Here is a 15,959-nt window from a genome sequence, read left to right as displayed (position 1 = left end):
TCATGATGCTTGAAAAAATTATTCAATTCTCTTTACGAAATCGTTGGTTTGTTCTTTTGTTTACGCTCATTATTGCGGCATTGGGTGTTTACAATTTTCAGCGCCTTCCAATTGATGCAGTACCTGATATTACCAATGTGCAAGTACAAATTAATACAGAGGCATCGGGCTATTCACCTTTTGAGGTGGAGCAACGCATTACCTTTCCCGTTGAATTGGCCATGAGTGGATTACCTAATCTTGATTATACCCGCTCATTATCTCGTTATGGCTTATCTCAAGTGACCGTTGCCTTTAAGGAGGGAACGAATATTTATTTTGCCCGGCAACAGATCAACGAACGTTTACAAGAAGTGAAAGATAAATTACCGCCAGAAGCAGAAACCACACTGGGCCCCATCTCAACAGGGCTGGGTGAGATTTTTATGTATACGGTGACTAATAAAGCAAATGTTCCCCAAAATAAGCGTCATAACCCTACGGAACTGCGTACGATTCAAGATTGGATTATTAAACCCCAACTACGTAACGTAGAGGGAGTTGCCGAAGTGAATACAGTTGGGGGGTATGTGAAGCAGTTTCATATTACTCCAGATCCGACCAAGTTGGTGCGTTATGGCTTGAGTTTAAATAATTTGGTCGAGGCTCTGCAACGCAATAATGCGAATATTGGTGCAGGTTACATTGAACGTAATGGTGAGCAAAATCTTATTCGTGTACCAGGTCAGGTGCAGAATATCACCGATATAGAAAATATTGTGGTAGCAAATTTTAACGGAACTCCCGTGCGCATCCGTGAGGTGGCTGGGGTGGTGCTTGGTAAGGAATTACGTACTGGGGCTGCCACAGAGAATGGCGAAGAGGTCGTTTTAGGAACCGTCTTTATGCTGATGGGGGAAAACAGCCGTACCGTGTCGCAACGTGTGGCCGCTAAAATGAAAGAAATTAATAAGTCGCTACCCGCTGGAGTCGAGGCAGTTACTGTCTATAATCGAACTACGCTGGTTAATGCTACGATTAATACGGTAAAGAATAATTTACTCGAAGGGGCCCTGTTAGTTTGTATTATCCTATTCCTATTTTTAGGTAATATTCGCGCAGCGCTTATTACCGCGATGGTGATTCCTCTATCCATGCTACTTACCATTACCGGTATGGTGACCAACAAGATCAGTGCAAACTTAATGAGCTTAGGGGCTCTTGATTTTGGTCTAATTGTTGATGGTGCGGTTATTATTGTTGAAAACTGCATCAAGCATCTAGGGGAACAACAGCATACTTTAGGGCGAATCTTAAATCTTGAAGAGCGTTTAAAGGTAATTTCTCAGGCTACCACCGAAGTAATTCGTCCCAGTATTTTCGGGGTATCCATTATTACTGTTGTTTATTTACCGATTTTAACCTTAACCGGTGTTGAAGGAAAAATGTTTTTGCCTATGGCAGAAACCGTCATTATTGCACTCTTGGCATCGATGCTCTTCGCTTTAACTTTTGTTCCCGCCGCTGTTGCTATTTTTTTACGCGGACGCATACAAGAAAAGGAAAATAGGTTGGTGCATTTTCTTTGTCTAGGTTATGCGAAGGTATTACGACAATGTTTTCATGCACGGAAAACGGTGATTGGAACCGCGATCGGTTTGATTTTTATTAGTCTTATCCTGGCTTTTTATTTAGGCGGGGAGTTTATTCCTAGCCTTGATGAGGGAGATATTGCTATGCATGCAATGCGTATTCCCGGCACAAGTTTAACCCAAGCTATTTCCATGCAAGATTTAGTTGAGGAGCGTGTAAGACAATTTCCTGAGGTAAAAAATGTGTTTGCCAAACTTGGGACTGCAGAAGTTGCAACCGATCCCATGCCACCTAATGTGGCGGATACATTTATCATGCTTAAGCCACGCAAGGAATGGCCTAATCCTAAGAAAACTAAACAGGAGTTGGTTCAAGAAATTGAGCAAGCAGTACAAGAGATCCCTGGAAACAACTATGAGTTTACCCAACCTATTCAAATGCGTTTTAATGAATTGATTTCAGGGGTACGTAGTGATGTGGCCGTGAAGGTATTTGGGGATGATATGAATGTCTTACTCAAAGCCGCGGATGCAATGAGTCTGGAACTTAAAAAAATACCGGGTGCTTCGGATGTGAAAGTTGAACAGGTGAGTGGTTTACCGCTACTAACTATAGACATTGATCGTAAGGCACTAGCGCGTTATGGTTTGCAAATTGGCAGTGTTCAAGATGCTTTACTCATCGCTATAGGCGGCAAAAAAGGTGGGGAGTTGTTTGAGGGAGATAAACGATTCGATTTGATTGTACGTTTACCTGAGGTCTTGCGTTCAAGCCCTACCGTGTTAAGACTGGTGTTTATTCCACTGCCTCTTGGAAAAGATGGACATAGCCATTTTATTCCATTAAGTGAGGTCGCTAAAATGGTACGCAGTGAAAGTCCCAACCAAATCAGCCGTGAAAGTGGTAAGCGTCGTGTGGTGGTGACCGCGAATGTGAGAAATCGGGATTTAAGCTCTTTTGTTAGTGAAGCGAAAGAACGAATTGACCAGGCGGTTAAAGTACCCAGTGGTTATTGGATAAGATGGGGTGGTCAATTTGAACAGTTGCAATCGGCCTCAAAGAGACTGCAAGTAGTTGTACCTCTAACATTATTGGGTATTTTTTTACTCTTATTTATGAGCTTTGGAAATATAGGGAATGCTTTGTTAGTATTTTCTGGGATTCCTCTAGCCTTGACCGGAGGTGTTTTTGCTCTTTGGTTGCGAGGTATTCCGCTCTCTATTTCTGCAGGTGTAGGTTTTATCGCGTTGTCGGGGATCGCGGTTTTAAATGGTTTGGTGATGATTACTTTCATTAATAAACTACGAGAACAGAAAAAATTATATTTAAAAGATGCGGTATTACAAGGCTCGCTAGCGCGTCTTCGCCCTGTATTAATGACCGCGTTGGTCGCATCATTAGGTTTTGTGCCCATGGCATTAGCTACGGGCACCGGTTCAGAAGTACAAAGACCACTTGCCACTGTAGTCATTGGCGGTATTATCTCATCTACCTTTTTAACTTTGTTGGTATTACCTGGGTTGTATTTTGTGTTGCATGAGTGGCACCAAAAAAATCGCGTTAAGAAAAAAAACCGAGAAATCTAGGGAGTCGATTTCATTAGAAGCTATTAAGTTTTTTATTAGTTTTATTAAAATTTGATATTAATAAAAAAATTAATTGAATATGGTTATGCATCATGTGGAATAAAAAATTTATACTCAAAATCAACCAGGAAAAATCAGGTGATTCAATTAATTTAGGAGCATATATGAGACTCTTTTAGTGATAGGTCTTTTCTTTAACAATACCTTGTCTTACGTGAATACGCATGAACACAAGATGGAACATGAACTACCTAGTCAAAGCGCTACCCAAATAGTGATTGAGAATGCACCGAATAAAATTACGGCCAATACCATAGAAATACTTCATTAATAATCAAAAGGAATGCTCTAGTGATGGATTGCAAATTCTAATACAACTAGATAATATGATCTTACAAAAAATAACAATAAATAAATGACATGAAACTCGCACTCTTTACTACGGTGTTGCTAACAGCAGCTTCCGCTTCCGCCACTACACCAGTTAATAATTGGTATACAAGCGCTTTTGGTGGTTATACGCACTTATCTTCGAATGTAAGAACCCATTATTATGGTTATTTGCTGTCTGATGTGCATTATCGCTACGGCTATGATGTAGGTGGTAGCATTGGATATCAAAGCCACCCTATTCGTTATGAGTTTCAATATACTTACTTATATGCTGACACGAATCAGTACAGTTCAAATTATATAAAACGATTAAAGATTGATGGCGGTACTAAAGCCAATATGCTTATGGCGAATCTTTATTATGATTTCCATGAAGTAGTGGGGCGCCTTTCTCCTTTTGTTGGGGTAGGTATTGGTTATTCTTTAATGCATGCCACGCTAAACAGTACAAGCCGCTTCCATCGGCCTCATTTTAACCGCGATCAAAATTCCTTCACCTACCAAGGTCTTGCGGGCTTGACCTATAACTTCAGGAATAATCTTGCAGTGAACGCTGTTTATCGTTATGCAGCAACGACCAATAACAGTTATTGGGGTAGACCTCTTCAGGCACAAATGGGTAATTTGGAGGTAGTCTATCGTTTTGATTTCGCCAGTCCCAGTTATAAATAATGACTTATTATCCTGATGAGACAAATGATTCCATTTTTAAATAAGGTTCAGTTAAGGAACGAGTTTTTTTCCTGCCCACCCGATTCAGAGACTATTTTTTCGGCAGGAAAAATGACTGTTAATTGTGAAGCAAGTTCTTTCTCTATAAAGTCTTTGCTTACTTTAAAAGAACTGCTGGCCAGAGAAGAAGAAACCGTTTTTCGTTTTTTAGTGGATACAGAAGGTAAATTGTGGTTTGCGTTTGAAACTCGCCCGCATAATAATGCACCGAAACATTTTCAAATGACCGGTGCCCCTCTTGATGCAGCGAGTTGCTTGACTGCAGGTAATATAAAATTTAGCAGTAAAACAGGAGCAGTTTTAAAAAACATCAGTCATCGTAGTGGTGATTTTCGTCCCTCATTCCTTTCACTTCGTTGGTTATTGGCAATACTTCTTATCAATGAAAAATTACTTCCCTTTAAGCTACCTAGGCTTATTGTTATAAAAGAACTAAAGAATGAAAAAGTATATAAGCATATATGGCGCCTAAAAAAAATCAAACAATGGGTAGACAGTTTTAGTGATAATGAAGCTCTGATCAATCAATTGTGTCAGGAAAACCTCCACAGCAAAATAGTGCATTATGAAGCAATAAGCCACTCCGTTGAAGAAAACGGTGCATTGTGGGTGGGGGACGAAAGACAAGAAGCTTTCAGTTAAATAGGTGATTTGAGTTTTATAACGCGCAATGATTATTTCTTCGCAAGGATTGAATCGACTTCGTAATGACAATTACGGTTTATTACTAACGCGTTTCACTATCCCAAGAAAATTAGTATACACCTTCTTTGGTTTGCAATCACTCTTGTGTCCTTGTCATTTAACGAGTCAATTTTTCAACAAAGGATGGTTTTAGTGATTAATATCCTATTGGTTTTACTTGCATTTGTATTAGTTTTATTAAATGCATTTTTTGTGGCTGCTGAATTCGGTATGGTGAAACTTCGAGCTACTCGAGTGGAAGCGATCAAGGCCAGTTATGGCTTGAGAGGTAAAATTTTATTTCATGTGCATCAACATCTTGATGCGTATTTATCAGCATGCCAGCTGGGTATTACTTTCGCATCCCTTGGACTGGGTTGGATTGGGGAACCGGCTTTTGCTCATTTAATAGAACCACTGCTGATTCTTGTCGGCGTTAACTCACCGCAACTGATAACTGTTATTGCCTTTTTCGCCGCTTTTTCATTGATTTCTTTCCTGCATATTGTTGTTGGTGAGTTGATGCCCAAATCACTTGCTATTCGTCAGTCAGAACGAGTCTCTGTATGGACTGCGTTGCCTTTATATGGCTTTTATTGGCTTATGTATCCTGCAATTTGGGCACTCAATACTTGTTCGAACTTTCTGTTAAAAGTTTTTCATTTAGACGCAGTTCACCATGGTGAGCATTTTTACTCGACAGAAGAAATAAAATTGCTTTTAAACGCCAGTCATCTTCATGGAGAGCTGAGCGAAGAGGAGGTTGATATCATTGAGCATACTTTGGATTTAGCTGACTTGAAAGTTACCGAAGTGATGCGTTTCAGTGAGGAAATGATCATGATTGATTTAAATCAACCAATTAATCAGATGATGGATATCATTATGGAACACCGTTATAGTCGGTATCCTGTATATGATCCTGAGAAAAAAGACATTATTGGGATTATTCATGTAAAAGATATCCTGCCTGCCATTTATCAAAAGCCTAAACTAGAAGACTTAAGGCCATTTATTCGACCCATTTTAAAAATTTCACGTCGATTGCCTGCATTAGATTTGTTACGACAATTTCGCGAAGGGATGCCTCATTTTGCTCTTGTTTATAGGGGTAAGAATACCATTTTGGGATTTGTTACCTTAGATAATTTACTGCAAGTGCTCATCGGCCGTATTAAAGATGAATTTCATCGCACCAAAGTAGATTGGGTGTTAAACAAGGATGGAAGTATCACGGCTACAGGCAATTGTTCCATATATTCTTTGGAACAAGCCATTGATCGCGACATTGACGTAGAAGATGACATTGATATTTTAACTGGATTATTTTTACAACGCTTAGGCTATATACCCAAAGAAGGGGAGCATATTGATTTTCCGGAATTTGATGCAGACATAGAAAAGATCAAGGCTAGTAAAATAGTAAAAGTTAGAATTTACCCCAAAAAAATATCAGACTAGCCATTAAAGCTGAGGATTTAAAAAATGATAAAAGGCTTGCTATCTTCTGAAGTGGAAGAACGAATAAAACAGGGCAAACAGAACATAGCTACAACGACAAAAACTAAAAAAATTGCCGAAATATTCATTGAGAATATTTTTTCAGTTTTTAATTTAGTCATATTTGCAATTATTATTTTTCTAACAACGTTTTTTTTTATAGAGCATGATGAGCGATTATTTTTTGATATTATCGGAGTATCTTTTATTGTCATCATTAATACCTTCATTGCTATATTTGAAGAAATTAAAGCGAAAAGAGCTTTAGACAAAGTTAATTTATTATTGACGCGTGAAGTAAAAGTTATCAGAGATGGTATAGAGCAATCCATTGAACAATCTGAAGTAGTTCTTGATGACATTATTTTATTAGAACGCGGTGATTCAGTAGTGGTTGATGGTGTTGTAGTAGAATCTACAAAATTAGAAATCGATGAGTCCTTGTTAACGGGAGAATCCACCCCGATTAATAAAAATATAAATGATGAATTAATGTCTGGCAGTCATTGTCTTTCAGGTCGGGGAGTCTACAAAGCCTTAAAGGTTGGTGATGATTGTCATGCACAGGAAATTACGAAGCTTGCCAAAAAATTCAAGCGCAATATTTCCCCTTTGCAAAACCAATTAAACTTTATTGTAAAAGCGTTATTTGTAGTGGCATTAGTTTTAATCATTCTTGAAATAACGTTTGGGCAAGCCGAATCAAGTCGGGTCGAACTAATTAGAAAAATAGCCACTGTCATGCTGGCCTTGGTTCCTCAAGGGCTTATTCTGATGGCCTCAGTCACATTTGCGCTGGGAATTTACCGAATAAGTAAAGTTGGCGCGATTATACAAAAGCTTAATGCTATTGAAGCTTTTTCCAATACTAAAATCGTTTGCACCGATAAAACAGGTACACTCACCCAAAACAAACTGTCAGTCCATAAAATCACGCCACTAACTACTGATTACTCAATGGAGGAGATAAAACAACTTTTAGGGACCTATGCGCGTTTTTCTCTCGATAAAAATGCGACCTTGAGAACATTGGAACCATTTAATGCATCCGATGCTATCATCACCGGAGAGATCCCTTTTTCCTCTGAAAATAAATTCAGTTTATTACAATTAATCATCCACGATGACAATTTACAATTAAATAATAAAAAAGTAACTTTTGCTCTGGGTGGTTATGATGTGCTTTTGGATAAAATTGACGATTCAGAAAAAAAACAGATTGATGCGCTGTATCAAAATGGGCAATTAAAAGTTTTCCGCAACCTGATATTTGGTATCGAAAAATCTAATCGTTCACCGGAGGCTCTTTCAGAAAATACGAACGGCATGGAAATAGAACCGATTTGTATCATCTCGATTATGGATCAGGTGAGAGAGGATGTAATGGACGCCATCAATCTTTTCAAAAGGAAAAACATACAGATTAAGATATTGTCAGGTGACAATGCTTCATCAATACAAGCTGTTGCCTATGAGATTGGTTGGAAAATCCTGGATAGTGATTTGATATCCGGTAACGAAATTGATGCGGTGAATGATGAGCAGTTACTAACAATAATTAAAGAAAAAAAAATATTTTCTCGTCTGAAACCTCAACATAAACTAAGAATTGTTAAGCTGTTAAGAGAAAACAAAATTTACACTGCTATGATCGGCGATGGAGTTAACGATCTGCCTGCAATAAAAGAAGCTGACATAGGGATTGCTATGGAGGAAGGAAGTAGCATTACCAAAGAAGTAGCTGACATTGTTTTATTAAAAAACAAATTTACGCTTCTTCCTAAAATTTTTGATGAGGGTAATAAGATCGTCAATACGATTAATGACGTAGCGAAACTATTTCTTACCAAGACCTTTTTAGTTATCTTTACTACACTGATGTCATTTTTTGCTTTTTATGATTTCCCACTTACGCCGCGTCGGGTCGCCTTAATTAATATTTTTTCTATTGGTTTGCCCTCATTTATCATTGCGCTAAAAAATTCCAATATTAACAAATTAAAAAATTTTACAACGGAATTATTTTCCTTTGTCATGATTTCCGCATTATTAATCGCGGTAGCTTCTTATGTAGGTCAGTGGATGACGGAGCAGTATGCAGGGCACACTGCGGAAGATTTACAAATGGTCATGCTTTCGATTATGGTCATAGTAACCACGACCAATTTTCTGGCAGTTACTATTCATAAAAAAGAAAAGAATTTACGCTTATATTTTTTATATGCTTTTGGACTCATAGCCTTATACTCGTTATTGGCGCTTAGCGAGAGTAATTTTATTGTGGTTAAGTGGGCAAAAATATTTTATGAAATATCGTATCTTGATCGAAAATATTGGCTGATTACTTTTTTGATCAGTTTTGTCTTCTCTATAGCGATTATTTTGTCTCAACTTTTGCGGAAAAGAATATTGAAATTAATAACACGGTGACGTTAATGATGATAAATAAATATATTGAATCAATATGATTTAAATGTGAGCTTTATCTACCATGATTATATGAGTAAATTGGGGTTATATAATTAAGGACAATTGTATAAGACAAACAAGGAAATAGCGCAATGCTATTTCCTGTGCTCCATATGAAAAGGTAGTTTAGGCATTCGAATCTAAAAATTCTTCAAGGACGGATAACGGTCTATTTCCTATCAAATTATTTGTCATATTATTTTTAAATGTGGTAGGAACACTTCTAATGGCAGAGCCGCATACATTTTCAAATTTATCATTGGCCATTTGATAGAAAATCCAATCCCTGTATTTTTCCTGATTAGAAGCGCGTTCGTAAACCGGCAAAAAAGCCTTGCAGTGTGAGCACCAGGATGCATGAACTAATAAGACTGTTTTCGGCATGGCTAACGCTGCGCAATCGTTTTTAGTGAATGCTTTTAGCGTTGCAAAAGACAGAGTGGGGATCAGAGTGACTAGCGTTATAACCAAGCATTTTATTAAGTTTTTCATTTATTTCTCATTCAGGATTGGGTGGGTGCGAAATGATAAGTTATCTCTCAAGTCAAATCAATTAGAGGTTGATTAACAAATAATTTAATTAAATTTGTTATCGAACGCTTGCGTTAAATAGGCCATCTGATTATAGAGTTCGTAAGCGAGAAGTCAGAGCATTAAAAGAAATTTGTATCGTTGTTAACCAGGTGGTTTCGGAGGGAAAATGGATAAACTTGTTTTGTATAATAATCAATGGGGTCAGCCTGGATTTATAATCTTCTGACCCTATTGATTGCTCAGTCATTAGAAGCCTTTTCCGACTAATGGTTGAGTATAAACCCCACTATTATATTCTTGCCAGGTTTCGGCAGGTTTAATGGGACATTTTTTGGAAACCATGTGCCAACCAGGTGTTTGCTTATAACAGGCGGCCTGGATTGGCCCAACTACTAGAACCATACTGCTAGCAACTATTAATCCTGCTGCTAATGATTTGATTTTCATTTACATCTCCTTATGCATTGCATATCAAATAGAATGATAATGGTACAATATGAGTATAGATCGGTCTTGCGAGTATGCAAATTTGCTACATTTTATTGAATAAAATCAATGGGCAAGATAATTAAAATAGGAACGTTATATCGGGGTAATTTCATCAATAGATTACTCCTTTGGCCCCGAGGATAAAGATTGCCCATACGCCAATTAAAATATGGGATGCGGATACACTGATAAGTGAAGATTGCTTGTAAAATAACCATCCCCAAAATAACCCGGGTACAAATGTCAGGGAGGCAAACATTAAACTCAAATGTGAATGTACTGACGAAAAAATAAGATTAGATAAGATAATTGCGTTCCAAATCCGAAATGTTTCATTCCCAGGCAAAAAGGAAAAGAAGGTCGATTGCAAAGCACAGCGTGCGATTAACTCTTGAATCGGTACAAGGAGTGTATAAAAAAATACAACAACCAAATAAAGTGTGGGGCTAAATTTACCGTTCACTACCCCCTCATCAAAGCCTGAAAATAGCGCTACATGATTCGGATTTGGCTCCCAATACACTAAATAAGCTTTAGCCAGGAGAAATATAAGCACTACAGGCAGCGAATACTTCAATGCTTGTAAGGTTTTTTGTGGCCAATCCTCGAAAGTAATACCAAAGTGTTTTAATGGTAATCCGGTGAGTCGCATTGCTCCAAGAATTCCTAGAGCAAAAAATATAATTAAACCAACGGAGAGAAACGTCGTATTGTTTATTAGATTTTTTTCAATACCAATCAAGGTTGTAAGCGATAAGGTATATAAGCTAATTAGCCAAAACATGGCAATCATAAATACTCCAAGTACATTGCGTGCCTGGGCCTGTTCTAAGCTTTCTTCCATTTTTTTTATGGTGATTTGATTGGTGTCTCTTAGTTTTTGAGACAATATTTTGGCCATGTTTTTGGTTAATAGTAAGCGTATTCGTGGATGAGCATTTACTGCCTCCAAATTAAAGCTTAATACAGCTAAATCTGATTTTGCTCGAATGGAGGCAGAGCGCGGTTTATTTTCAACAAGCGCCATATCTCCGATCACATCGTCTTTTCTCAAGGTGGCTAAAACATGAGAATGCTTTTCATTATGCTTCGTTTTCTTATTAACAAAAACCTCTGCTTCGCCTTCAAGAATAATATAAAAGGAGTCAGATTTATCATGTTCCTGAAAAAGCACATCCCCTTTACCAAAAAACAACTGCACTGCTAACACTTCATAAAAATCAGATAATTCATTTGCTGTAAATTCTTCGGTAAGTATTTTATGCGGGCTTGTATTTATTTGATAATTATATGCAGGCGAATTGAATGAAAAATTAGAGCCAGGATTAAATTCTTTGATAATACATGAAGAACGATTTACAACATTCACAGAAGTCTCACATAAATCTTACAACTATATTGAGCATAGTAATAGTTATTGAGATTTTCAATTTTCGGATGAGTTTTAGATGCTTTATTCTGAAATTTGAGGATGATGCTATCATGGGGGATAATCACGCCATGGCTATTATCAACAGAATTTTAGACCGAGCCTCACTTCGAAGATTAATTTAATTTAGGTAATCCTCAATAAGCCTTCCATGGCACACCGTGACACGGTTCTTCTTTTTTTCACGGATGATTTTTTGTTCACCAACCGCATTATAAATGCACTACCCTTTTAGTCTTATAATCTTTTAGATGAAGCGGGTTTGGGGGGATTATCGGATGTCTGTGTGTTTAACGCATTAAATGTTTTTAATGTATTTAATACATTAAAAAAAGTAGGGTTATTCTGCAGAGTAAAGCATTGCTGTTCCAGTAATTTTAATTCTTTAGCAGAAGATAAATATTTTTTGGTATTTTCATAGCTCTGTATTTTAGTTTCATCAATAAAGATATTTTTTTGTTTTGCATAATCATTGAGAAGATGTTCTGCTGGTGAATTTTTACTTTCGCGAGCAATGGCCAGTGGGCTGTATAATGCGGTATCGATTATGTCAACTTGTGAATCTTTTAAAATTATTTCCAAGATGTTAAGGTTATTTTTTTGAATACAAACATCTAAGGCATTGGCGTGATTATAATTATGAATATTAGGGTTGGCTCCATGTTGTAATAAAAGTTGTACGGCATATTCTAACTCATAATCACAAGCTAAATACAATAGGGTAGACTCTTGGTTTGTCAAACCTTGCAGTTGATTAATAAAAATAGGTAGATCCTTTCCATCTATTGTTTCAAATAAAATCCTAAGCTGTTCTTCAAAACAAAAAGGTGTATCGATTGACAATAGGAACTCTTCTTCATGGGAGGGTTGATAATCTTCAAAATTTTTTAGAAAATTCAGCGCGGTTTTTTTTATAAAAGGAGTAAAATCAATGGCATTGTAAATATCCTTACTTATTTGATTATGTAAATCACCAAAATCTATTTTATTAGAACTTTCTTTTTCTATTTTTGTAACACTATGGTTTTTTAAAAACGCATTTAAATTTTTTGCATTTATATCATTTTTCAAAAATGATATTGCCTCTGAACTGTTTTTAGAAAATCCTTTATCCAGGTTTTTCTTAATACTATTCGTAATATTTTTAACAAAAGGAGCATATGTTAAAATCTGGCCGGCAGCGCTAGTTGGTTTATAGTACAGATTGGCTCCATTTCTTACTAAGACTGTCATTGCTTTAATGCGGTTGTCTTTACAACTACGAATAAGCAGAGTATCGCCCATGAGTTTGTTGTATGCTAGAACAAGTTCATTGATCTTTGTCAGCGAATTTTTTTGTACTATTGTCTTTTCATTATATCTAATATCAGGAAAAGCTCCATTAAGTAATAATATTTCAAATAGTTCATCAAAATGATGATCATAAGCAATTTGTAAAAGATATTGTTCTGAACTTTCGCCAAGGGCATTGGTTTTTATATTTAAATTTACAGGTTTAAGCGCTTCAAGAATTAATTTTAACTCAGAAGGTTTATTATTTTTAACGGCAAATTTTATCAAATTATTTACATTGTTTTTATTTATAATCACTAACGCTGTAAAATCCATATCTTCTATTACTGATTTTTGATTTATTTTACTATTTTCTGTTAATTTGGTTTGATCGTTTTTTAATATCATGTCACTTAAAATGAGAATACTAGTTAGTATTTTTCCAACTTTTTTCTCAAGCTCATTCATTTTATTTAATACACTAAGTGCATCTCCGCTTTCATTAACTGTTTTATATTTATAATCAAGAAGAGTGTATTCTTTAATGATTTTTTGATATTCATTTAGTTCATTATTAATTTGGATTTTTTTAATTTGCTCATCGATTACTTTGATTTCTTCTGATACAGCACTCACAGACAATAACTTTCTTTTGGGCATTGCAATATTTATTTTAACTTGATTTTGGCCACTTTTATCCTCATCAATATTATGTATATTCACAGCATCATCATTTAAATTATCTAATTCAGTGGTTACGTCACCCAATAAATTTTTAAAAATGCTAATAAAGTTTTGTGTATTACAATAAAACGGCATATCGGTATAAGAAATAATACTAATCGCCTCTTCTAAAGCATTTCGATACTCTATGTAAGCTTCTTTTTTTTCTTTTTGATTTATATGCAAGTCAATCGCAAGGCTTTTTGCAGAGAGGTTGTTTAATAATTGATTATATTGATTTTTAAATTCATTTCTTACATTTTCATGCATGGTTTCTATTATGCCTGAAAATTCCAGAACATAAGGTTCTACAAACCATAAAAGATCACTTTCTTTGTTAAGATGGAGTAATTTTCCGCACTCTTTGAATGTTAAGCTAAGTTTCTTGCAATGCTCATCATAATAAATCCTCGCGGTATATGTTTTATTATCATGAGTTAAATTAATAGTAATATGGAACGCGGCATCGCTTTCATTTTTTCGTAAATATTCGAATACGGTAAAATGATAATCAGTGATTATATATTCTTTACTGTCGATTATTATTTCATGCTTTTTTTTCGGTGGTGCTTCATTAAGAGTAATATAAAAATAAGATTCATTTTCGTCTGATTTTTTTGTTTGATAATTTAAAGGAAATGTTTTTATTTTTTTGTTTGTAATATTATTACGTATATTTAAATACACACTATTTTTGTTAGAAGTAGGCATTCTGTGTTTTACTCTTGCTAGTTAATTAAATTATATTCCTTATGGTTTTTAAAACCACCATCTTCCAGATGAGCGATTGACACATTTAGCGTCTATGTTTTTTACTTAGCTTTAAACGGATATCTATTTTTGCTCTCGAAGTCTTTAGCATCAGAGTCAGCATTTACATAGTTCACCATTCTGGGTAAGTAAGGCCAAATGTAATTCTCCAAAAACAACTTCTCTATTCTTGAGAGAGTTTGGCAATGTTATTTCTCTTGATGTTGCAGTGTGTGAAGCAAAAAGAAACACTTTGTTGAATATTGCGTGAGGTGTAAATTAATCCCGAAGAACAAGACGAGGATGTATTGTATCCGATTTGTTCTTTTTGTAAACATTTATATGGTGTTAGTCTTATCACGGCAAGGAAGGGCGTGATGACTGCGAGAAATAATTAGGTCGCAGGGGAGGGGAAGGTATTCTCAATCCAGAAATCTTTTTGAGAATAGGAGGTTCTATGTTGCTCTTCTTTGCTTTTAACCGCAATTTTCTTATTACTTAAGGAACGCGAGAGGGTATTACGATGAACCCCAATAATTTCGCATAGATCATTATTGGAAATATCTAAGATATCTTTTAAATTATATAACGCGATTGCTAACACCTCGCTTTCACTTGGTTTGGATTCGATGTTCATAAATAGCTCCGAATGCACCATATGTTACATGCTAGCATGAAATGCACTTTTTAGTGCAATTATTTTGTGCTTATTCATAAAAATAATTCGGGGCTATGAGTCAGCTTATTAATCTACCTTTTTACCTGTTAGTTTTGTGCTGATTTTTGCTGGATTAAGGTTGTTGGTAATACGAGAAACCGTTCTATCTACTCGTCGTTGCAGCATGATTTCCACCATTACGGTTTCATTTGGATGAAGAATTTTGTTAATGTCGGCAAGCGAGGAGTGAAAATCCAGTATTCGGTAATAGGCAAGAGCTTGAGTGCTTTCTTCTGGATGAGCTTTAATCCGAAAGCCCAGGTTGCCTTGCATTAGAGGTGTATTAATTCCAGCTTCCATGATGTCGTAGTCCAGATAATAAGTCAGTTTTCCGCAATTAAGCTGATTTTGCTGGCGGTCAACGAAAAAGCCTGTCGGAAGTGCATACTCACTGTATTTTGGGCCTGCGGTTAGATAAAGATTATAATCGTCAAGATGATTGCCTCGATCATCAATCAGTCGAAATATAATCATAGAATAACGACTGGTAGTGTACTCACGCTGATAAAGAAGCGTCTTTACAAATTCTGTGTGCTCATTTTTTTGAGTTTCTTCCGTAAGCTTATCTAGCTCTTTTGCCAATGCATTATAGGCATTGCTATTTTTTACTTGGAGACAACGTAAAACCCATATAGCTGTAGGGTGATTGGCCGCATTATTCATAGTAATACTGCGAATGATTCCCATTTTTTTACCGGAATGCGAACACTCAGGCAGAACCCCTAGGGCCATTGGCTTTGAGCGAGTCATTTGGGAGACCACAAGATTTTCTCCGTTAGTTCCTTCCTGGCACAACTTTAATAGACTGTAATGCATATTTGCAGCAGCAACGCGTACCACGCCATCTGAGCCAGGCTCACCTGTGTACGAGTTAAGTGCGTCATAAAGCTGGCGATCAATTTTTTGACCTGTAAGTACAAAGGGGTAGATGCCATTAGTCAGGCAATCATAATCTAATGGCGCTGCCTTAAGCAGCGTCATTTTTATCCATTCTTATTTCTCTTTGCCGCACTATCTTTTGCTGCTCAACATATCTGTCATTTCTAAGCACGGGAAATGAGCGTGCTCTTAATCGTACAGCTCTCGGCTCCACCCTTCCTTGTCGATT

General features: G+C 36.3%; 10 protein-coding genes and 1 pseudogene. 5 read left to right on the top strand and 6 right to left on the bottom strand.

Translation table 11 applies throughout. From position 1 onward, the window contains the following. Positions 1-5: 5 nt before the first annotated feature. From ACQY7T_RS01870 to ACQY7T_RS01850, 5 genes are all read left to right on the top strand, one after another. Entirely contained in the window at positions 6-3,158 is a 3,153-nt protein-coding gene (locus ACQY7T_RS01870; RefSeq protein ID WP_428411083.1) for a CusA/CzcA family heavy metal efflux RND transporter, read from the top strand. A 420-nt stretch (positions 3,159-3,578) separates the two neighbouring features. Beyond that, entirely contained in the window at positions 3,579-4,223 is a 645-nt protein-coding gene (locus ACQY7T_RS01865) for an outer membrane protein (RefSeq protein WP_428411023.1), read from the top strand. A gap of 24 nt (positions 4,224-4,247) precedes the next feature. Further along, positions 4,248-4,925 carry a hypothetical protein gene (locus ACQY7T_RS01860; RefSeq protein ID WP_428411022.1) on the top strand — a complete coding sequence of 226 codons (678 nt, stop codon included), beginning with the start codon at positions 4,248-4,250 and terminating at the stop codon, positions 4,923-4,925. A gap of 195 nt (positions 4,926-5,120) precedes the next feature. Next, positions 5,121-6,428 (top strand): hemolysin family protein, encoded by a 1,308-nt coding sequence (locus ACQY7T_RS01855; protein ID WP_428411021.1) that lies wholly within the window; start codon positions 5,121-5,123, stop codon positions 6,426-6,428. 24 nt (positions 6,429-6,452) lie between these two features. Then, positions 6,453-8,897, top strand: a complete 2,445-nt coding sequence (locus tag ACQY7T_RS01850) for an HAD-IC family P-type ATPase (protein ID WP_428411020.1) — start codon at positions 6,453-6,455, stop codon at positions 8,895-8,897. Positions 8,898-9,062: 165 nt separating this feature from the next. Here ACQY7T_RS01850 and ACQY7T_RS01845 read toward each other — a convergent pair whose 3' ends face one another. The 6 genes and pseudogenes from ACQY7T_RS01845 to plaB form a co-directional block, all read right to left on the bottom strand. Then, entirely contained in the window at positions 9,063-9,428 is a 366-nt protein-coding gene (locus ACQY7T_RS01845; protein WP_428411019.1) for a thioredoxin family protein, read from the bottom strand. Between the two features lie 288 nt (positions 9,429-9,716). Continuing rightward, on the bottom strand, positions 9,717-9,917 hold the full coding sequence (locus tag ACQY7T_RS01840; RefSeq protein WP_428411018.1) for a hypothetical protein: 201 nt from the start codon (positions 9,915-9,917) through the stop codon (positions 9,717-9,719). Positions 9,918-10,071: 154 nt separating this feature from the next. Further along, entirely contained in the window at positions 10,072-11,328 is a 1,257-nt protein-coding gene (locus ACQY7T_RS01835; RefSeq protein ID WP_428411017.1) for a cyclic nucleotide-binding domain-containing protein, read from the bottom strand. 297 nt (positions 11,329-11,625) lie between these two features. Continuing rightward, the gene (locus ACQY7T_RS01830; protein WP_428411016.1) at positions 11,626-14,094 is read right to left on the bottom strand and encodes an ankyrin repeat domain-containing protein; all 2,469 of its coding nucleotides are present in this window, start codon (positions 14,092-14,094) and stop codon (positions 11,626-11,628) included. Between the two features lie 433 nt (positions 14,095-14,527). Then, on the bottom strand, positions 14,528-14,770 hold the full coding sequence (locus ACQY7T_RS01825; protein WP_428411015.1) for an antitoxin Xre-like helix-turn-helix domain-containing protein: 243 nt from the start codon (positions 14,768-14,770) through the stop codon (positions 14,528-14,530). A 108-nt stretch (positions 14,771-14,878) separates the two neighbouring features. Continuing rightward, positions 14,879-15,808: pseudogene (gene plaB, locus ACQY7T_RS01820) on the bottom strand (phospholipase PlaB); the annotation flags it as partial. Positions 15,809-15,959 lie beyond the last annotated feature (151 nt).

The sequence above is a fragment of the Legionella sp. genome, from assembly GCF_965140895.1.
GTDB lineage: Bacteria > Pseudomonadota > Gammaproteobacteria > Legionellales > Legionellaceae > Legionella.
The sequence above is the reverse complement of the archived record's forward strand: the minus strand, read 5'-3'. Positions and strand labels throughout refer to the sequence as shown.

Coding starts and splice junctions, on each gene's coding strand:
- ACQY7T_RS01870 (WP_428411083.1), top strand. CDS start 6: ATGCTTGAAAAAATTATTCAATTCTCTTTACGAAATCGTTGGTTTGTT.
- ACQY7T_RS01865 (WP_428411023.1), top strand. CDS start 3,579: ATGAAACTCGCACTCTTTACTACGGTGTTGCTAACAGCAGCTTCCGCT.
- ACQY7T_RS01860 (WP_428411022.1), top strand. CDS start 4,248: ATGATTCCATTTTTAAATAAGGTTCAGTTAAGGAACGAGTTTTTTTCC.
- ACQY7T_RS01850 (WP_428411020.1), top strand. CDS start 6,453: ATGATAAAAGGCTTGCTATCTTCTGAAGTGGAAGAACGAATAAAACAG.
- ACQY7T_RS01845 (WP_428411019.1), bottom strand. CDS start 9,428: ATGAAAAACTTAATAAAATGCTTGGTTATAACGCTAGTCACTCTGATC.
- ACQY7T_RS01840 (WP_428411018.1), bottom strand. CDS start 9,917: ATGAAAATCAAATCATTAGCAGCAGGATTAATAGTTGCTAGCAGTATG.
- ACQY7T_RS01830 (WP_428411016.1), bottom strand. CDS start 14,094: ATGCCTACTTCTAACAAAAATAGTGTGTATTTAAATATACGTAATAAT.
- ACQY7T_RS01825 (WP_428411015.1), bottom strand. CDS start 14,770: ATGAACATCGAATCCAAACCAAGTGAAAGCGAGGTGTTAGCAATCGCG.